Raw genomic sequence first — 18,953 nt, 5'->3', positions numbered from 1 at the left:
ATGAACCGATCGGAATGTGGGTCAGTGTAGTGAAGTCTGAGTTCAGGTCGACCCGACGATCGGTTGTTTTCAGCGCCGTGATTGCTGGCATCGTGTCGTTTGGTCTGTTGCTGCTACTCGAGGCAAAAAAAGAGTCTCTCTTTACGCCTTTCTATGCAGCTGCGGTAAACGTCTGCGGAGTCATATTTGGCTTAGCGGTCGTTTCGTTCGGGTGGGAGTTCCTCGTCCGGCGCGACCATGGACGTGAGCTTCGGCATTACTTGCGCCTGGGTGGAGCCGTTACCGGGTCCGGGCTGCAGCGCGCGATCCGTGGTAGCGCTATCGATTGGCGTGAGCTGACGGAAGCAGCGAATAAGATAACCGTAGTAGCAGTTGATCTCCAATGGTTCAAGTCTAATGCCTACGGGTTGCTAGAGATTGCGCGCAACCGGGCACTGGTGATCGAATATCTTTTGCCAGGAGAAGACTCCGCTGTCTTGCAGCGTGTAGGGTCTCTCACCGGTCGAGCGACCGAGAAGATCATCGAGGAATTTCAAGCCGGAGCGGACGAAGGGTTGGCGCTTTGGCGCTCCGCCGCGAGTACTGGGCGCGAATTGCACCCGGGCAGTAATTTAACGTTCCGGTTGCACGATTACTCCGAGTCCTACCAGATTGTCGTCGTGGATCAACTGACGGTCCTGATGGTGGCGGCGCCGGGCATCGATTCGGCAGCACAAGATCCTTTCGCGCTTGCGTTCGAACAGAATAATGACGAATATCCGACGAGGTTCCTGCGCTCCTTTGAGAAAAACCTCAAGAACATGACAAGAATGGGCACCCTCTGATGGCTCGAAGGACAATCGAAGCTCACGAGCTCAGTCTCGAGGATATCCTCGAAAGCGTGGAGACAGGTTCCGCCGTTTTGCCTGCTTTCCAGCGTGATTTTAAGTGGTCCAATGCGGACGCTATCAGCCTGATTGCAACGGTGCTTTGCGGGTGGCCAGCCGGAAGCCTACTGTTGATGAACGGCGCACCAGATTTTTTCGAGATCAGAGCTTTTGAAGACGGGCCTCCGATCGACAATGACATCCAGTACGTGATCCTCGATGGTCAGCAGCGGCTAACCTCGCTCTACCGGGCCTTCCGAGGGCATGAGCGTACTGAGTTCGTTCTCAGCGTTACCGCTCTTCTGAATTCTTCGGGAAAGGCCGAGGATATCGAGGATGCAATAACGGTTCATGATCGTGATAAGTGGCTTCTTGAGTATCCGCCGGCACGTCAAGCTGAGGAATTGCTCGTGCCGCTGAGCTCGCTTCGGACGGCGTCAGATTACTTCGGATGGCGCGATGAGACTATCGCGGCAGCAGCTGCGTCGGAACGCGAGAATGTGCGTCAGCGTTTGGCGGAGGTGTATCGGGTCTTTCTTTCGCGAGCGAATTCCTACACTCTGCCATCGGTCGTGATCGATCGGTCGTTGCCGCCGGCAGCGGTGGCACGCATTTTTGAACGGATCAATCGAACTGGCTTGCGTCTTGGGGCTTTTGATCTGCTGGTGGCTCGGTCCTACACGAACGATTGGAATCTTCGTGACCACTGGGAGACGCTTCGGACCGAGTCCGAGCCCATTGGGACTTGGCTCAAGCGCGACGGTCTTCCGGTGCTGCAAGTCATCGCGCTGACACGCAAGAAAGATGTTCGCCAACCTGCGTTGCTCGATTTAGAGCCGGAGGAGATTAGTGGGAACTGGGAGCCCGCGGCTGCTGCGGTTGAGCACGCAGTCGCCGTCCTGCGAAAGCTTGGCGTTCCCGGACCCGACCTGATGCCTTATCGTGGTTTGCTTTTCCCCATCGCTTACCGCTTCATGAAGTTCCCCGACATGAATGTCGAAGCTGTTGCACGAGAGCTGTCGGATTGGTTCTGGGGGCGTTCTTTCGGTATGGGCTACGACGTGGGTTCCAGCACGCGGATTGCTGCTGACGCCCGAATCTTGTCGGCCAGATCCCCTGGTTGGGATGCCGCTGATTTTGCCATCTCGGAACGAAATCTCATCGCGGCCACGCGGAAGAAGCAAAGTGCTATCTGGTCCGCGTTCCTGACTTATTTGCATGCCAATGGCGCTCGGGATCTCCTGACGGGCGCTGAGCTCGACCCAAATTCGTCCGATGTTGTGGCTGTGTCGATGTTGCCTAAGCTATCGGAGAGCGATTATCACCTACGGGTGCTTGGCCTTGTGTGGGCGAATCGGCACACGGCCTCCAAGCTGCGCGCAGATCCGATAGACGTTATTCAGCGCGCGTCAAGGCGGAGTCTCGAATCGCAGCTTCTCCCAATTGATGTCGACTCAATATACAGAGGTCCGGACACTCTACTTATGGCCCGTGCCCGTGCGCTGAAGCAAAGCCTTGCAAACAATGGACACGAATCATTGAATTGGTTTGCATGACTCGGCTTGGTCCACCGGCGTGTAAAGGGCGTGGGACGGCGGGGACGAGCGGTTGGGGGCGCTAAGGCCGGTCAATATCATCGCGAGTGCCGTCTTCACCTCGCCGTCCGCGTGGGTGAGTGCGGCTGCGAAGTCGTCGTAAGCGGCGTTGGTTACGTCCTCTGCGGAGGAGATCGCGCTCGCGACGCGCCTTCCGTTCGTCGGACGGACGTCCACCGTGCGGATGCCGTGCATCTTGTTGCTGCGCATCATCGCGCGCGTGGTCAGCACGTTGGGCACGAGCTTCTGCGCAGTACTCGCCTTCCGGCGGGTAGACCTCGCAATGAATCCTCGACCGGCGACGACTGCGATAGCAATGTCGGCTTTCCGACATGCGGCCGAGCTGGCGTGGCACGCGACGGACATCGACGTGGTGAGGCGGCGGCACGCGGCCGAAACGGCGCTACTGACGCAGGGTGTCCTGTTGGGCGCGCTGATGCCGACTGTCACGGCTTCGGCGGACACGTTGAGTCGGTCCAGGTCGTTCACAGTCGCTTCCTCGTCGTCCTCGGCACCATCGACGGTGGTGGCCAGGGTGCAGGCGGCGTCGCAGTTGTGTTCAAGGAGGGGTTGCGAGTCCTCGTCGGCCCACTGGGCGACGATGATGAACAGGGCGTCGACGCTGGCGAGCTGGCTTCGTGCTGCCCATCGCGACGATGACGAGGGCGGCTCAGCGCCAGGTCGGTCCGGTCGCGACTTCGAGAGCGTCCGTCGCCTTCGGTGCGAGACGACGGCCACGACGTCGCGGGGACTAACCATCCTCGCGAGCATCTTGACGTTGTTCGGTTCGTCGGCGATGGAGCTTGAAGTGCCCTTTCACTTCGCCTGTGGTACAGGCCCGGTGCATCGATCCCGCTGTCTGACGCCGCACAGGAGGACCGGGCAAAATTGCCCCGAACTCTTGAGCGGCAACGCCTTGCAGACTGATTGCTCGGAGATCGTTCGTGCGCGCAACAGTTTCTTCGAAGACAGTGCCTGTGAACCCGCTCAAAGTCGATTCGGGGTCGTCATGTTGCGACAACAGCTGCAGGGATTAATTGAGCCAATTGATGGGCGTCGCCGGCTGAGGGTCATTCAGCCAGGAGGCCCGCCTTCTGAAGGTCCGAGGCAGGAAGCGACGTTTTGTGTCCGAGGCTGAAGCCGTAGCATCATCGAATGAGGGAGGACGTGACGCCTCGGGGACATTCCGAGGGCGCGAGCATTAGGTCGTCCTCGTGGCATTCGACAACGAGACCGCGGAGCCGGACGTCGTCCAACAGACGCTCTACGGCAAGCGGGGGCGCTCATTCCGCTCGCTAGCCGACTTCCCCCGCCCATTTGTCGCGCGACGGGCACGACGCGGCTCCGTTTCGAACCGATCGGTGGTGTCGGCGCCCGGCCCTAGGCTCTCCTAGCGGCAACTGACGAGGGGGAGCGCATGCAGATCACCACCGACGGCCACGTCCTCCTCAGCCCCAGCGACCTCAGCACCTGGGCGACCTGCGAGTGGGCGTTCCTCCGCCGCCTCGACGCGAAGCTCGGCCGCGGTGGCCCCCTGCCCGACGAGCACGACGACATGCTCGAGCGAACCGCCCGCCTGGGGGACCAGCACGAGCTCGACTACCTCGAGATCCTCAAGCGGACCCGCGACGTGGTCGAGTTCGACCGACCCGCGCCGCCGGACTACGCCCGGGCAGCCGAAGAAGCGAGAAGCGCCTTTCACAAGGGCGCCGACGTCCTCTACCAACCGACCTTCCACGAGCCGCCCACCCCCGAGCGCCCGGGCTTCATCGGCTTCGCCGACTTCATCCTCCGCAACGACCAGGGCGCCTACGAGGTGTATGACACCAAGCTCGCCCGCCACGCCAAGATCAGCGCCCTGCTCCAGCTCGCCGCCTACGCCGAGCGGATGCAGGCGCACGGCATCCCCACCGGCGAGCAGGTCCACCTCGTCCTCGGCGACCGCACGACCACCACGCACGAGCTCGCCGACATCGCCCCGGTGTACCGCACGCAGCGCGCCGAACTCGAACGAGTCATCGCCGAGCGGATGCAGGAGACCGAGGAACTGCAGTGGGGCGACCCCCGCTGCTCCAGCTGCGGCCGCTGCGCGATCTGTCAGACCCAGGTGCAGCAGCACAGTGACCTGGTCCTCGTCGCCGGCATGCGCCTCGACCAGCGGACGAAGCTGATCCGGCAAGGGGTGCGGACGATCGACGACCTTGCGGACCGCACCGCGGTCGTGCCAGGCATGTCGCGATCCACGCAAGACAGGCTGGTCCGTCAGGCGCGCCTCCAGACCGAGACGGAAGCCGAGCAGCAAGCAAGCCGAGCCCAGCAGGGACCGACCAAGCCGCGCTTCGAACTCCACGACCCCCGAGCACTCGACGCGATCCCCGAGCCCGATCCGGGCGACGTCTTCTTCGACTTCGAGGGCGACCCCCTCCACACCGAGGACGGCGTCCACTGGGGCCTCGACTACCTGTTCGGCCTGGTCGACGACCGCGCCGACTTCACCGCGTTCTGGGCGCACACCATCCGCGACGAGCGGCAGGCACTGGTCGACTTCCTCGCGTTCATCAAGGAGCGCCGGGCCCAGCACCCGCGCATGCACGTCTACCACTACGCGGCGTACGAGCGGACGCACCTGCTGTCCCTCGCGGCTCGGCACGGCGTGGGGGAGGACGACGTCGACGACCTGCTCCGCGCCGGCGTCCTCGTCGACCTGTACCCGATCGTCCGCAAGGCCCTGGTGGTCGGCAGCCGCAGCTACTCGATCAAGAAGCTCGAGCCGCTGTACATGGGCGAGGACCTTCGGCTCAGCGACGTCACGAACGCCGCCGACAGCATCACCGCGTACGTCGAGGCGATCGAGGAACTCCGGAACGGCGACCCCGCGACCGGCCAGCGCATGCTCGACCAGGTCGCCGACTACAACGCTTACGACTGCCGCTCGACCCTGCGGCTCCGCGACTGGCTACTGTCACTCCGGCCACCGCAGTCCGAGCCGGCGACCGACGAGGCCGAACTCCTCCCGCCGATCCCCGTCGAGCGGGAGCCGAACCCCGTGTACACGGCCCTCGCCGCGCAGATCGCGGACGTCGACCCCCTCGACCGCGACGCCGACCAGACCGCCCTGGCGCTCGCGGCCGCCGCGATCGACTACCACCGCCGCGAGGCCAAGACCTTCTGGCAGGACCACTTCGACCGCCTCCGCAACCCCGTCGACGACTGGGCGGACACACGTGACGTCCTGGTCGTCGAACGCGCCTCGGTCGAGCGGGACTGGGACACGCTGCCGCGTGCCCGCTCGCTGTCGCGAGAGATCCGCTTGTCGGGGACGCTCGCGCCCGGTTCGCGCATCCGGCCGGGAGGCACGCCCCACCTCGTCTACGACGACCCACTCCCGCCGTCGGTCACCGCTCCGGCGCCGGGGTCGAAGGGCGCGTCGGCTCGCGCGGTCGTGCTGGACGCTGAGCAGAACGGCGATGCGTTCGAGGTCCTGGTGAAGGAGAGCCTGCCGGTCGGCGGGGGCGAGCCCCACCACGACTTCCCGGTCGCCCTCGCACCGGCGGCCCCACCCCGGGCGAAGCCGCAGCCCGAGGCGATCGCCGAGTGGGGCCAGGAGGTCCTCGACGCCCTGCCGTCGATGCTGCCCGACCCTGCGCTCGACCTGCTCCGCCGGGTTCCGCCGCGGGGTGCACTCGCCCCGGTGGTCGGCGACGACACCGTCTCCGCGGTCGTCACGACGCTGCTCGGGCTCGACCGGTCGTACCTGGCGATCCAGGGCCCTCCCGGCACGGGCAAGACGTACGCCGGGTCGAACGTCGTCGCCCGGCTCGTCCGTGAGCACGGCTGGCGCGTCGGGGTCGTCGGCCAGTCCCACGCGACGAGCGAGAACTTCCTGTCGTCGGTGGTGCGCGCCGGTGTGTCCGCCGACCGCGTCGTTAAGGTACCGAAGTCCGGTGCGACCGAGGACGAGCTCGAGGCCGCCGCCTGGACGCCGGTCAAGAACAACGCCGCAGTCTCCGCGTTCATGTCGTCCTGCGCCGAGACCGGCACCGGGGGAGTCGTCGGCGGGACCGCGTGGACCTTCGCGAACGAGGGCACGATCCCACGGCGCTCCCTCGACCTGCTCGTGGTCGACGAGGCCGGGCAGTTCTCGCTCGCCCCGACCATCGCCTCCGCAATCGCCGCGCAGCGCCTGCTGCTGCTCGGTGACCCGCAGCAGCTCCCGCAGGTGTCGCAGGGCTCCCACCCGGAGCCGGTCGACCAGTCCGCGCTCGGGTGGCTGGCGGACGGGGAGCACGTGCTGCCGCCCGAGTTCGGCTACTTCCTCGCGCACACCCGGCGGATGGAGCCCGCGCTGACCGCCTCGGTGTCGGGACTGTCGTACGACGGGCAGCTGACGTCGATCGTCAGCGGCCGGCACCTGGACGACCTCGAGCCGGGCGTGCACCCGGTGCCGGTGGTGCACAGCGGCAACACGACGTCCTCCGAGGAAGAGGCAGCACGGGTCGTCGAACTCGCGCGGGACCTGATCGGACGCCGGTGGGTCGACGGCGAGGTGTCGCGGTCGTTGACGGACGAGGACGTCATCGTCGTCGCGCCGTACAACGCGCAGGGAGCGCTCATCCGCGAGGCCCTCGATCGCGCAGGCCTCCGCGGGACGCAGGTCGGCACGGTCGACATGTTCCAGGGGCGCGAGGCCGTGGTGTCGATCACGTCGCTCGCCGCGTCGAGTGCGGCGGACATCCCGCGCGGGCTCGACTTCCTGCTCATGCCGAACCGGTTGAACGTGGCGCTGTCCCGGGCGCAGTGGGCGGCGTACCTCGTGTACTCGCCGGCGCTCACCACGGGGTTGCCGCCGTCGATCAGCGGGCTGTCGTTGCTGTCGCGGTTCATCGAGCTGGTCGAGCCGCGCCGCTGACGCCCGAACGTGGGCTTTCCTCGCTCAACCTGCGGCTGAGAGCGTCGGGGTGTGACGAACGGAACAACGACGCTCGGACAGTCGGACCCGCTGGACGGACCTGTGCCGCGAGCGACGCCGGTCGGAGCCCTGCCCATGACCCTCCGCGCCCGTCGCCCCGGGTACGCGGTGATGCAGGAGTGCCTTCGGCTGCAGTCCGAGGCGCCGGCACGAACCAAGGCGCAGCGCTTTTGGGGCACCGACCCGGTGGTCCCGGCCGCACGGTCGTGGTTGAAGGGCGCGATGGGGGAGCGTCGGGTCGCCGCGGAACTCGACCGCCTCGGGCCGGCATTCACGGTGCTCCATGCGGTGCCGGTCGGTTCCGGGTCGACCGACATCGACCACCTCGTGATCGGTCCGACCGGTGTCTTTTCCGTCAACACGAAGAACCACAGCGGACACAAGGTGTTCGTCGGCGGTGGCGCGTTCATGGTCGGCGGGAAGAAGACCTCGCACATGAGCGCCGCGCAGAGCGAAGGTCGGAGGGCCACGCGCCTCCTGTCCGATGCAGCGGGCGGTCCCATCCTCGTGCAGCCGCTGCTCGTCGTGGCGGCGGAACGCATCACCTTCGGTAAGAAGCGTGCGCCCGTTGTCGTGCTGACCCCGGAGCAGGTGCGGCCGTGGATCGCCGGACTCGAGCGTGCTCACTCGGACGAGGCGGTGCGCTACCTTTCGATGCTCGCGGAGGACCGCGGGACGTGGCACGCGGCCGCGGTCGTACTCGACGACACGCTTCGCCTCGAACAGCGCTTCGATCGGCTGCTCCGCGAGATCGACGATGCACGTACCCGGCGACGGCGTGCGGCGCTCGCCGTGGTACTCGGTGCCGTCGCGCTGCCGGCCGCTGGCGTCCTGGCGCTCTCTGCTGCAGTCGGGACGCTCCTCGGGAACTGATCTGCGGGCTCGGGGCGCGGATGACCATCTTCGACGGACGAGGACTGCTCCCTTGCTCAGTTGGCTGCGCGGATTTCCCCACACCTCGGGAGTCGTCGAGCCCCGATCATCGGCGGGACGCCGCAGGATTGCACCGGCTGGCACAGCGTTTGTCGCTCCCGCCCACTGAGCCGGTCGACGACGTTGAGCGATCAGTCGGCGAGCAACCAGATGCGCCGCAGGGGGAGCACTGCTTGCACGTCTTCGGGTAGGTCTTCGTAGACCCGCAGCATTGCGTCCACCACGTCGGTCGCGGTCCACAACCGGATTCGGAACCGTTCTCGCTGCAGTGACGCTTTCGCCGGTCCCGAAACTCCGTCCCATGCGACAAGGAGGCCTTGCTCCGCTCCCACATGCTGCATGGTGCCCAGAAGGTCGCGGACGATCTGATCACCCACTTGTCCGCCGGACTTCACCTGAGCGACCAGCTTCGGCGACTCCATGCCGAGGAGTCCCCGACCTGCCACGATGTCGACCCCACCATCTGCGCCGCCGAGGGAGGCTTCACACACAAATCCCTCTCCCTCGAGGATGGCACGGATGAGCACCGTCAGCTCGTGCCCCTTGAAGGTTTCGGACACCTTCGTCAGGATCTGATCGCGAGCGTGCTCCACGATGTCGGGACGTGTCTCGGGCTCGTCGACATCGTCACTGGCGCCGGAGCGAGTTGCAGTGAACGGACTGTCCTTGAAGGGCAGTTGACCCGGGTCTTCTCGGGTCTTTGCGATGGTGTTGAGGCGCTCGAGCGCGAAGCCTCGACTCGGGGCGAAGACGGTGAGCGCGCTTCCGAGCGTGTAGAGCAGGTCCTGCTTGATCGCGGAGCGCGGCAGATCTTGGACGAGCCATTGAACGCGCACAAGGTGACGCTTGGCGGGATCCGGCTCCGAAGCTACGTACTCGTATCCGCTTGTGACACGACCAATGGCAATCTCGCCGGTGGTCTTCAGGGGCAGGGCCACGGTGTCGCCCGACTTGATCCGTCCTCGCAGCGCCCAGAGCTGGCCTGTGTAGTTCGCACGTCTGTTCATGGAGTCGTCAGGGAACGTCTCCGCAACCACCGCTTGAACGTCGTCTCTGCTGACGCACGCGGTGAGGTCAGGGATCTCCTCCCATCCGCCGCCCGTCACGCCTGTCGAGATCGACCACGAGTCGCGCTCGCCGTAGCGTCCGGTTCGGACTACCCATGCCGCTGTCATTGAAGCCTCCTGTGCTGAGCTTGCCAGGTCCTGCCTTCGTTCGAAGTCCCACGAGATGAAGCAGCATGCTCGCCCCATCCTTAGCGGGTCTCGGTGTCGATCGTGCAAACGCGATGATCCGGCGAGACCGTCAGCCGGCCTGGACCGTGCCGATCGCCGAGCTGTACGTTGCGGTCGCGCCGAAGCGGGCGCCGATGATCGTGACCGTCCAGGCGGTCCGGTCCGGTGCAACCGAGTAGAGGACCCGAGCGTCGGTGGGGACCGGCGCCAGCCCGGTGCCGTCGAGAAGGGCGATCCGCGCCGGAGCGCCCATCGTCGTGAGGTCGGTCGGATATGTCCCGACGCCGAACCGCTGTTCGAGGGCGAACGCGAGGGTGCCGGCTCCCATGGCGACCGCTGAGCGTTCGGCGTCGAAGGTCGTCGGTTCGGGCACCGTCGGCGCCTGGGGGACAACGGTCTCGGCAGGGATCGGCACTGGCTTCTGGTCTGTCGTCTCGCTTTCGAGCGAGGGCGCGGCTTCAGGTGCCATCTCTTCCGGTGCCTGGTTCCCGGCGGCGCGCTGGGTAGCGGCCGATTCGGGAGTCGCCGCTGCCGCCGGGAGCCCATCGACGGGCATCTGCCGTTCCTGGGCCGCCGGCAGCGAGAGCGCCGGCCACTCCACCCCGACGGTGGACAGCCCGAACGCGAGAACCGCGTATGCCATGAGCGCCGTGCCGACGCTGCCGAGCATCACCGCTCCCCGGCCGAATGCCCGTGCCACGTTGCCGAAGCGGCTCCGGTCCGCCATGAGACGGCGACCGATGACGACCGCCGTTACGCCGATCGTCGATGCGACGAAACCGCTCTGGACGCTGCCCTGTTGCGGTTCGACGAGTGCCATGACGAGGCTGCCGAGCCCGAGGAGCATCGCGAGCGTCGCCCACGCCCACGGGCGGGTCGCCCGGGTGTAGCGGGGCGGTTCAGCCGTCAGGTACGCACTGCGAGGACCCCGAGGCGGGGGTCCCGACGGCGAGTCGGCGAAGTACCCCGGGGGTGACCAGTCACGTGGTCCTGGACCGCCAAGTGGCATCGCCGCCCCCTCGTTCCTGCTTCAACGACAGATGTGAGTCTGGCGTCCAGCAATGAACTGAGCGATCCCCAGAACTGGGTAGTGTGCCGAACCGGGCGCCAGCGGCGTGTCGGCGCGACGACGTCAGTCCTCGTTGCCCTCGTCGTGGACCGGGATCTCCCCACGCAACTGCGCCCGGATCCCAGCGAGCACGTCGGCGTGCAGGAAGTTCGCCGCCTCCGCACTCGTCGGGTCCACGACGATGCCGAACTCCTCCGGCACCGCCGTCACGAGCTCGGCCATCCGCACCGGACGGGCCTCGGTGCCGGGGACGCCCTCAGTGAGCTCGGCGGGGTCGGTGAAGACCGGCACGAAGGGCAGCTCGCGGATCATCACGTGCGCGATGCTCCCGCCCTCGGGGTCGTCCGCCGACTTCCACGGCACCCAGGCCGCACTCGACAGGAAGCCCTCGGCCGAAGCGGCCATCCGCGTCCGCAGCTCGCCGGCCGCGGTGGACGCGGTGTTGTCGACGCCGCGCCCGAAGGCCGACCCGGTCGTCTCGTTGCTGCTCATCGCGTTCCCTCCGAGATGGTGTCCCGCCATGCTCCCACGCACCGGCGCGCAGGCCGAATGCGCACTGGCGGCACCGGTGTCGGTACGGGCGTCTACAGTCCGAGCAAGTGTCCACGACCTGAGTCAGGAGCACCGTGTCACCATCCCAGCTGACCCGACGATCGCTCCTCGCAGGAGCGCTCGGGCTCGGTGCCGCCTCCGTCCTGAGCGGGTGCGTCGCGAACAACGGACCGCAACCGAGTACGGCGGCGCCCGGGTCGAAGGCCGACATCGGCGAGGTCGAGGGCACGCTCCGCTTCGCGTTCTGGGGCGGCAGCGACGGCGAGAACACCGGGTTCGCCCGGGCCAAGGCGGGCTTCGAGAAGCGGCACCCGAAGGCGACGATCGAGCTGCAGACCCTGCCGTACGACGGGTTCTTCTCCGGCATCGACCGGGGCATCCTTTCGAAAACGGCACCGGACGTGTTCCGGGTCGACTACACGAGCATCGGCAAGTACACCTCGCACGGGGTGCTCCTCGACATGACGCCGTACCTCAGCTCGGCGGAGTCGAAGGCGTTCCTGCCGGCGCTGTACGACGCGGTCCGGTTCGAGGGCCGCACGTACGGCGTCCCGCACCAGACCGACACGTCGGCGATCGCGTTCAGCCGCAAGGCCCTCGACGAAGCGGGCATCGGCGCGGTGCCGGACCGGCTCGAGGACGCCTGGACGTGGGAGGAGTTCGCCGACGTCAGCACGAAGCTCCGGAAGAGCCTGCCCGACGACAAGTACCCCTTCGCCTACGACTGGACGGCGGCCGGCGCCTACCGCTGGGCGAGCTTCCTGTACCAGGCGGGTGGGTCGCTGCTGACACCCGAGCTGACCCGCTCGGCGGTGGACAGCGACGCCGGCAAGAAGGCGATGGCGTTCACACAGCGGTTCTTCGACGAGCGCTGGGTGCCGGCGAACAACACGATCAAGACGACGGTCTACTCGGACAACTTCTTCCTCAACCAGACGGTCGCGATGACCTTCGTCGGCGACTTCCTCGTGCCAGAGCTGGCCGACGGCACGAACGGGTACCAGGGCGGCGAGTGGACCACCACGTACATGCCGCAGGACCGGGCGGCGGCGTCCGACCTCGGCGGCAACGCGATCGTCGCGACGCGGGACACCGAGAACCCGGAGCTCGCCGCGGCCTTCCTCAAGTACCTCGTCGAGGAGGACCAGATGCGCGACTTCTGCCAGCGGGCCAACGAGCTCCCGACGCTGCTGAGCCTGGCGGACACCCCGCTCGACTACGCGGTACGCCCCGACGTCATGGGCGTCTTCACGCAGCAGGCGACGACGATCACCGAGACGGCGGTGCGGGAGACGGTGGTGCCGGGCTTCGCGAGCGTGAACACCGCGCTGCAGGACCAGCTCGAGCTCGCCTTCCACGGGCGGAGCACCGACCAGGCGATCCGGTCGATCAGCACCGCGATCGACGAGGCGGTGGCCGCATGACGGGCGCAGCGGAGCGTATCGGCGGTGCCACGGCGGGCGGAGCCGTGCGGCGCGGACCGCGGCTGTCCGCCGGACGATTCCGTGCCTCCAGTACGGCCGCCGCGTCAGCGTTCCTGCTGCCGAACGTCGTGCTCATCGTTATCTTCACGCTGTTGCCGCTCGTCTACGCGCTGGTGATCAGCTTCCAGGACCTCGACTCGCTGGGCGGGACGAGCTGGGCCGGTCTCGGCAACTACGCCAAGCTGATCACCGACCCGGTGTTCTGGCAGTCGGTGTGGAACACCGGCGTCTTCACGCTCTTCACCGTGCCGGTCGGCATGGCGATCGGGCTCGGCATCGCGGTGCTGCTCAACGGGGTGCTGCCCGGTCGGGCCGTGTTCCGGACGATCATCTTCCTGCCGCTCGTCGTGTCCGGCGTCGCGACGGGCGTGCTCGGCGCGTGGATGTTCGACCAGAACAACGGGTTCATCGACAAGTTCCTCGCGACGCTCGGACTGCCGCAGATCGACTGGCAGTCGAGCGGCGGGTGGGCGATGACCGCGGTCATCCTCATGACGCTCTGGCAGCGCATCGGCTTCGACATGCTCATCTACCTGGCGGGGCTACAGGGCGTCGACCCGGCCGTGCAGGAGGCCGCGACGACCGACGGCGCGAGCGGCTGGCAGCGATTCCGGCTCATCACGTTCCCGCTGCTCGGTCCCTCGACGTTCTTCCTGCTCGTGATGAACCTCATCTACTCGTTCCAGGTGTTCGACACCGTGTGGGCGATGACCCGCGGTGGCCCCGGGTACGGGACGACCACGGTGGTGTCGTACGCCTACCGGGTGGCGTTCGACGAGCACGGCCCGCAGCTGCTCGGCTACGGCGCGGCGGTCGGCATCGTGATCTACCTCGTGACGCTCCTCATCACCGGACTGCAGTGGCGCTTCAACGCCGGACGGGACCAGACGGACTGATGACCTCCTCGACCTGGGACACCGGCGCCGCAGCCTCCGGCCGGTCCGCCGCCGCGGCCACCACGACCGCGACCCGATCCCCGCGGAAGCGTCGCGGCCGCCTGCTCTGGCTGCGCCTGACCGTCGCGGTGATCGTCACCGTGGTGATGGCCTTCCCGCTGTACTGGATGCTGCTCACAGCGTTCTCGACCCGCGCGGACCTCTACGCGCCGGGGCTGCACCTGTGGCCGCAGCACTTCACGCTGCAGAACTTCGTGCGCCCGTTCGCCGAGTTCCCGGTCTGGCGCTGGTTCGCGAACTCGCTGCTCGTGTCGGTCGTCGTGACCGTCATCACGGTGGTCTGCAACCTGCTCGCCGGGTACGCCTTCGCCAAGCTCAGGTTCCGCGGCCGGAACGCGCTGTTCCTCGTGCTGCTGTCGACGCTGATGATCCCGCCGCAGGCGATCATCGTGCCGCAGTTCTTCATCTCGATCGGCCTGCACCTGTACGGCGGACTCTGGGCGGTCATCCTGCCCGAGGCTGCGGCGATCTTCGGGGTGTTCCTGGCGCGGCAGTTCTTCCTCGCCGTCCCCGACGAGCTCATCGAGGCGGCGCAGCTCGACGGTGCCGGCCGCTTCCGCACGTTCGTGTCGGTGGTGCTGCCGCTCTGCCGTCCGCTGCTCGCGGTCCTCGTGCTGCTGACGTTCATGGGGGAGTGGAACGCCTTCGGCTGGCCGCTCGTCGCGCTCTCCGGCAACCAGGACCTGTTCACGGTGCCGATCGGCATCGTCGGCACGCTGCAGGGGCAGTACACGTCGGACTACGGGGCGATCATGGCGGTCAACCTGCTCATGATCTTGCCGATCGTCGCGCTCTTCCTCGCCTTCCAGCGCTACTTCGTCGAGGGCCTGTCGCGGAGCGGCCTGCGGTGAGCTCGGGCTCCACCCGGCAGGACCCGTCCGGCTCGCGCCCTTCGGTCGAGGACGCCCGGCACTGGCTCGCCGCGGACTTCGCCGTCCAGGTCGCCGACATCGTGGAGGTCACCGGCGGTACCGACACCTCGGCCGTCGTCTGGCGCGTGGTCGACGACGCGGGGACGGCCTGGGCGGCGAAGTGGACCACCCGCCGCACGGGGACCGGCACGCGACTCGTCACGTCGATGGCCATCGCGGGCATCGAGGGCACCCCGACCGTCCTGCCGACGACGGACGGGCGCTCACGCAGCCGTCGGGCCGGCGGGAAGCTCGCATTGACCCGCTGGTCGGAGGGCGAGGACGCCGCCACCGTCGGCCTCGGCCTGGAGGCATGGGTCGCCTACGGCGCGCTGCTCGCGGACGTGCACGCACACGCCTTCCCCGTGCCGCCGCGTCGACAGGGCGCGCGTCGGGGCATCCGCCGTCGCCGGCGTCGCTACCGCGCGGAGATCCGCGCGCTCGACGCCGCAGCCGTCGGCGGGACCGACCCGGTGCTCGACCTCTGGCGTGCGGCTCGCCCCCGCATCGACCTGCTGCTGCGCGGGACCGACCTCGCATCGAGGACGTCCGCGGAGCCCGTGCCGTGCCACGGCGACCCGCACCTCGGCAACGTGCTCGTCGAGCCGGACGGCTCGCTGCGGCTGGTCGACTGGGACGAGGCGGTCGTCGGCCCGCGGGAGATCGACTTGCACCTGGTGGAGTTCAGCGTGCTGTTCCAGCCGGCGACCGCCGCGCAGCTCGCCGCCTTCCGCCGGGGGTACGGGCCGGTGGAGCTCGACGAGTGCCGGCTGGTCCGCTACGCCTGCATCCGGGCGCTCGAGGACCTGACGGCGACGATGACCGCGGCGCTCGCGAGCAGCGGGGCCGAGCGGGACGAGGAACTCCGGGTCTTCACCGGGATCCTCGCACCGACCGGATCCGCATCGCTCGTCGAGGACCGGCTGCGGGGGGCCCTGGCGGCCGAGGCGGCCTGACGTCCGTGTCAGAGCCGTCCGTGTCCGCCGCCGGACCGGGTCCGCTCAGTAGGCGGCCGACTGCCCGCCGTCGATCGGGACGACCGTCGCGTTGACGTACGAGGCGTCGTCGGACAGCAGGAAGGCGACGACCGCGGCGATCTCGGGCGCCTCGCCGTAGCGCTTCGTCGGGTTCACCTGGATGAACTCCTCGGCGGCCTTCCGCGGGTTCTCCGCGTCGATCTGCTTCATCGAGTTCTCGACCATCGGCGTCCAGATCGCACCGGGGGCGATGGCGTTGATGCGGATGCCGTACCGGCCGTACTCGACGGCGGAGTTGCGGGTGAGGCCGACCACGCCGTGCTTGGCGGCGGCGTACCCGGACTGGTTGCCGATGCCGCGGATGCCGCCGACGCTGGCGGTGTTGACGACCATGCCGGAGCCCTGCTCGCGCATGACCTTGAGGACCTTCTCGAGGCCGAGGAACACGCCGCGCAGGTTGATCGACACGACGCGGTCGAACTCGGCGGCGGTGAAGTCCTCGGTCGGGTTCTGCTTGCCCTCGATGCCGGCGTTGTTGAAGAAGCCGTCGATGCGGCCGAAGCGCTCGGTGGTCGCGGTGACGTACGCGTCGACCTGGGCCTCGTCGGAGACGTCGGCGACGGTGGTGAGGACCTGCGCGTCGGGCGTCGCCTCGCGGACGGCGGTCTCGGTGGCCGCGAGCCCGTCGGCGGAGACGTCCACCAGGGAGAGTGCCGCGCCCTCGGCGGCGAGGCGGACGGCGGTCGCGCGGCCGAGGCCGGAGCCGCCGCCGGTGATGAGGACGACGCGGTCGGTGAAGCGAGTGGTGTCGGGCATGGTGAGGCCTCCTGCGGTCTTCGACGGTGAAGTCGATGCGTCTGCATCAGCTTGTCGCCTACGCTACACCTGTCGTCCAGCAGGCCCGGTGTCAGCAGCGCGCGAGGACCCGTTCCATCGCGTCCCGCTCCGCCGGTGCGACCCAGAGCCGGTAGGTGGTCTTCACGGCGACCTGGTGCTCGACGTAGGTGCAGCGGAACGCGGTGGCGGCGGGGAGCCAGGTCGCGGCGTCGCCCGAGCGCTTCTGCGCGTTCGAGTGGCCGTCGACGGCGAACAGGTTCGCGGGGTCGTTCGCCAAGGCCTCGCGCTCGGCCTGGGACAGCTGCTGCGCGCCGGTGCGCCAGGCGTTCTCGAGCGCGACGACGTGGTCGATCTGCACGAGGGTCGAGGTGCGGTTGCCGCGCACGAAGTCAACCCGTTCGCCGGTGTACGGCGACACGAGCGTCCCGCGCAGGACCTTGCACGGCCCCTGCCGCTCGAGGTCTGTGAGGTCGCGGGCGAGGACGTCGTTGCGGGTGTCGCACCCGTTGTGGTCGACGTCGAGCCACGCGGTGCCGAAGCGTTCCTCGCGGTCGTAACCGGTCCCGGGCGCCTTCCCCTTGACGGGCAGGAGGGCGAGCTGTCGTCGAGCGGCGTCCGCTGCCGCGGCAGCGGCGGTGGTGCCGGTCGCCTCGGCCGCGTGGGACGCTTCGGTCGCCGGCCGGGAGGCGCTGCTCGCCCCCGCCCCGCCGCCCGCGCCGACCGACGGGTCGCCGCTGCTCGTCGTGGCGGCTGTCGGTGCGCGGGTCGCGTCCGTCGCGGCGTCGGCGTCGGTGTCGACCGGACCGGCGGCGTGGAGGACCGCGCCGAGGACGACGACGGCCACGACGACGCCGAGCGTGCCGAGGGTGGTGCGGGTGCGGGTGCGGCGTCGGTTCGACGTCATGGGTGGAGCCTTCGTTGATGCGGTGGTGCGACGGTGCGGTGGGACCGGTCCGGACGGACTGCCCTCGATCCTGCCGTCGAGCACCGACGGAGCCGGGCGGGACACGGCGCACCGGAGCCGGTTGTCCGCTCCGGGACGTGCCTCCGAGCACCGGGGGCCGTGCGGCGTAGACACGGGGCATGACCGATCATGCGAACCCCTCCGTGTCCGTCACCGGTGGGTCGATGCCGCTCCTGGGCTTCGGCACCTGGCAGATCCCCGACGCCGATGCGCCCGCCGCCGTGGGCGCTGCGCTCGAGGCCGGCTACCGGCACATCGACACCGCCACGGGCTACTCGAACCAGCGCGGCGTGGGCAAGGCGCTCGCCGCGTCCGGCCTGGCGCGTGACGACGTCTTCGTCACGACGAAGCTCCCGCCGGACAACGCCGACCGCGTGCGGCAGACCATCGAGGAGAGCCTCGACCAGCTCGGCCTCGACCACCTGGACCTGTGGCTCGTGCACTGGCCGCCGAACGGCGAGGCTCGTCCGGACGTCTGGGAGCAGGTCGTGCAGGCGCAGGCCGACGGGCTCACCCGCGCTGTCGGCGTGAGCAACTACTCGCTGGCGCAGATCGACGAGCTGACCGAGGCCACCGGGACCACCCCGGCCGTGAACCAGATCCGCTGGAGCCCGGCCGAGTACGACGCCGAGGTCGCCGCAGGGCTGCAGCAGCGCGGTGTGGTGCTCGAGGGCTACAGCCCGTTCAAGGCGAGCAACCTGCAGGACCCGACGCTCGTCGAGATCGCCCGGGCGCACGACGCCGACGCAGCGCAGGTCATCGTGGCGTGGCACGTGGCGCACGAGTTCGTCGTGATCCCGAAGTCGTCGAACCCGGAGCGCATTCGCTCGAACGCCGCGGGAGCGCACCTCGAGCTCTCGAGCGACGAGGTGACGCGCATCGACGGCCTCGCCGGCTGACGATCCGAACGACGGCGGGCTCAGACCGGGAACGGTCCGGGCCCGCCGTCGTCGTACAGCTCGGCGATGACGACCCCCTCGGACCGGGCGATGCGACGCAGCTTCCGGTCGAACGTCGCGAGCTGCCCGCCCGCGGCGCGTGCCGTCGCGAGGATGATCGCGTCGGGCATCTGCAGCCGCCGCCCGGCTCGGACCCGTGCAGCCGCGACGGCGGTACTGCTCGTGACCGGGAGGACGGTGACGCCGAGCCGTTCGACGGCCCCGTGCTCACGGTCTGCGTGGCCGCGCTCGGCGGGCCGCACGAGCATCTCGCCGAGCGTCAGAGCGGAGGTGCAGAACTCGTCCCACTCGTGGTCGTCGATCAGGTCGCGAGCCCGCTCGTGCGAACCGTCGTCCTCGTCGAGGAGGGCGATGACGACGTTCGCGTCGAGGACGATCACGCCGCCGGCTCGTCGGTGCGATCGCCCTCCGGCCCGTGGGACCAGGTGCCACGGCTCCCACCGGAGGAACCGCCGAGCAGGACTTCGTTGCCGTTGGGGAGTCGGAAGACGGAGACGCCACGAGCTGGGTCGTGTCCGATGACGCCCGACCGGCGGAGGGCGATCGGCGGGTCCGCGCTCAGGCCGTGGCGCGGGTCGACGGGCGGCGTGACGACGTTCAGGATCGGTTCGACGAGCATGGCGCGACGCTACCGAGGTCCTCGGCC

17 protein-coding genes are annotated in these 18,953 nt (G+C 68.3%); 9 read left to right on the top strand and 8 right to left on the bottom strand.

What is annotated here, in order from left to right:
• Window positions 1-29 precede the first annotated feature (29 nt).
• Both QUG92_RS08695 and QUG92_RS08690 read left to right on the top strand, forming a co-directional pair.
• Window positions 30-824: a hypothetical protein gene (locus QUG92_RS08695; protein ID WP_289458747.1), complete on the top strand. Its 795-nt coding sequence runs from the start codon at window positions 30-32 to the stop codon at window positions 822-824.
• Window positions 824-2,422, top strand: a complete 1,599-nt coding sequence (locus QUG92_RS08690) for a DUF262 domain-containing protein (protein WP_289458746.1) — start codon at window positions 824-826, stop codon at window positions 2,420-2,422. Before QUG92_RS08695 ends, QUG92_RS08690 begins: the two co-directional genes overlap by 1 nt.
• On the opposite strand, the gene QUG92_RS08685 is transcribed toward QUG92_RS08690, so the two are convergent.
• Window positions 2,402-3,220: an N-acetylmuramic acid 6-phosphate etherase family protein gene (locus tag QUG92_RS08685; RefSeq protein ID WP_289458745.1), complete on the bottom strand. Its 819-nt coding sequence runs from the start codon at window positions 3,218-3,220 to the stop codon at window positions 2,402-2,404. The genes QUG92_RS08690 and QUG92_RS08685 overlap by 21 nt on opposite strands.
• A 658-nt stretch (window positions 3,221-3,878) precedes the next feature.
• Between QUG92_RS08685 and QUG92_RS08680 the strand changes: the two genes are divergently transcribed.
• Complete coding sequence (locus QUG92_RS08680; RefSeq protein ID WP_289458744.1) at window positions 3,879-7,370, top strand: TM0106 family RecB-like putative nuclease; 3,492 nt, start codon at window positions 3,879-3,881, stop codon at window positions 7,368-7,370.
• Between the two features lie 135 nt (window positions 7,371-7,505).
• Window positions 7,506-8,303 carry a nuclease-related domain-containing protein gene (locus QUG92_RS08675; RefSeq protein WP_289458743.1) on the top strand — a complete coding sequence of 266 codons (798 nt, stop codon included), beginning with the start codon at window positions 7,506-7,508 and terminating at the stop codon, window positions 8,301-8,303.
• A 191-nt stretch (window positions 8,304-8,494) separates the two neighbouring features.
• Here the strand turns inward: QUG92_RS08675 and QUG92_RS08670 are convergent, their stop codons facing one another.
• From QUG92_RS08670 to QUG92_RS08660, 3 genes are all read right to left on the bottom strand, one after another.
• A complete protein-coding gene (locus tag QUG92_RS08670) occupies window positions 8,495-9,538 on the bottom strand; it encodes a restriction endonuclease (protein ID WP_289458742.1) in 1,044 nt (347 codons plus the stop codon).
• Window positions 9,539-9,668: 130 nt separating this feature from the next.
• On the bottom strand, window positions 9,669-10,445 hold the full coding sequence (locus QUG92_RS08665) for a hypothetical protein (protein WP_289458741.1): 777 nt from the start codon (window positions 10,443-10,445) through the stop codon (window positions 9,669-9,671).
• 285 nt (window positions 10,446-10,730) lie between these two features.
• Window positions 10,731-11,159, bottom strand: a complete 429-nt coding sequence (locus QUG92_RS08660; protein WP_289458739.1) for an SseB family protein — start codon at window positions 11,157-11,159, stop codon at window positions 10,731-10,733.
• Window positions 11,160-11,293: 134 nt separating this feature from the next.
• Here QUG92_RS08660 and QUG92_RS08655 point away from each other — a divergent pair, with 134 nt between their 5' ends.
• The 4 genes from QUG92_RS08655 to QUG92_RS08640 are packed head-to-tail and all read left to right on the top strand — an operon-like array spanning window position 11,294 to window position 15,526.
• Complete coding sequence (locus tag QUG92_RS08655; protein WP_289458738.1) at window positions 11,294-12,643, top strand: ABC transporter substrate-binding protein; 1,350 nt, start codon at window positions 11,294-11,296, stop codon at window positions 12,641-12,643.
• Window positions 12,640-13,599, top strand: a complete 960-nt coding sequence (locus QUG92_RS08650; protein WP_289458737.1) for a carbohydrate ABC transporter permease — start codon at window positions 12,640-12,642, stop codon at window positions 13,597-13,599. The genes QUG92_RS08655 and QUG92_RS08650 overlap by 4 nt, the downstream gene beginning before the upstream one ends.
• Complete coding sequence (locus tag QUG92_RS08645) at window positions 13,599-14,510, top strand: carbohydrate ABC transporter permease (protein ID WP_289458736.1); 912 nt, start codon at window positions 13,599-13,601, stop codon at window positions 14,508-14,510. The genes QUG92_RS08650 and QUG92_RS08645 overlap by 1 nt, the downstream gene beginning before the upstream one ends.
• Window positions 14,507-15,526 (top strand): aminoglycoside phosphotransferase family protein, encoded by a 1,020-nt coding sequence (locus QUG92_RS08640; protein ID WP_289458735.1) that lies wholly within the window; start codon window positions 14,507-14,509, stop codon window positions 15,524-15,526. The genes QUG92_RS08645 and QUG92_RS08640 overlap by 4 nt, the downstream gene beginning before the upstream one ends.
• 45 nt (window positions 15,527-15,571) lie before the next feature.
• Here QUG92_RS08640 and QUG92_RS08635 read toward each other — a convergent pair whose 3' ends face one another.
• Together QUG92_RS08635 and QUG92_RS08630 are read right to left on the bottom strand one after the other, a co-directional pair.
• Complete coding sequence (locus QUG92_RS08635) at window positions 15,572-16,363, bottom strand: SDR family oxidoreductase (RefSeq protein ID WP_289458734.1); 792 nt, start codon at window positions 16,361-16,363, stop codon at window positions 15,572-15,574.
• A gap of 91 nt (window positions 16,364-16,454) precedes the next feature.
• Entirely contained in the window at window positions 16,455-17,288 is an 834-nt protein-coding gene (locus QUG92_RS08630) for an HNH endonuclease family protein (protein WP_289458733.1), read from the bottom strand.
• Window positions 17,289-17,467: 179 nt separating this feature from the next.
• On the opposite strand from QUG92_RS08630, the gene QUG92_RS08625 reads away from it, so the two are divergent.
• Window positions 17,468-18,247: an aldo/keto reductase gene (locus QUG92_RS08625; protein ID WP_289458732.1), complete on the top strand. Its 780-nt coding sequence runs from the start codon at window positions 17,468-17,470 to the stop codon at window positions 18,245-18,247.
• A 20-nt stretch (window positions 18,248-18,267) separates the two neighbouring features.
• Here QUG92_RS08625 and QUG92_RS08620 read toward each other — a convergent pair whose 3' ends face one another.
• Window positions 18,268-18,687 (bottom strand): type II toxin-antitoxin system VapC family toxin, encoded by a 420-nt coding sequence (locus QUG92_RS08620; RefSeq protein WP_289458731.1) that lies wholly within the window; start codon window positions 18,685-18,687, stop codon window positions 18,268-18,270.
• A complete protein-coding gene (locus QUG92_RS08615; RefSeq protein ID WP_289458730.1) occupies window positions 18,684-18,926 on the bottom strand; it encodes a hypothetical protein in 243 nt (80 codons plus the stop codon). The genes QUG92_RS08620 and QUG92_RS08615 overlap by 4 nt, the downstream gene beginning before the upstream one ends.
• Window positions 18,927-18,953: the final 27 nt, after the last annotated feature.

Source organism: Curtobacterium citri, from assembly GCF_030362955.1.
Classification (GTDB): domain Bacteria; phylum Actinomycetota; class Actinomycetes; order Actinomycetales; family Microbacteriaceae; genus Curtobacterium; species Curtobacterium citri.
This window is presented reverse-complemented; position numbering and strand designations above follow the sequence as displayed.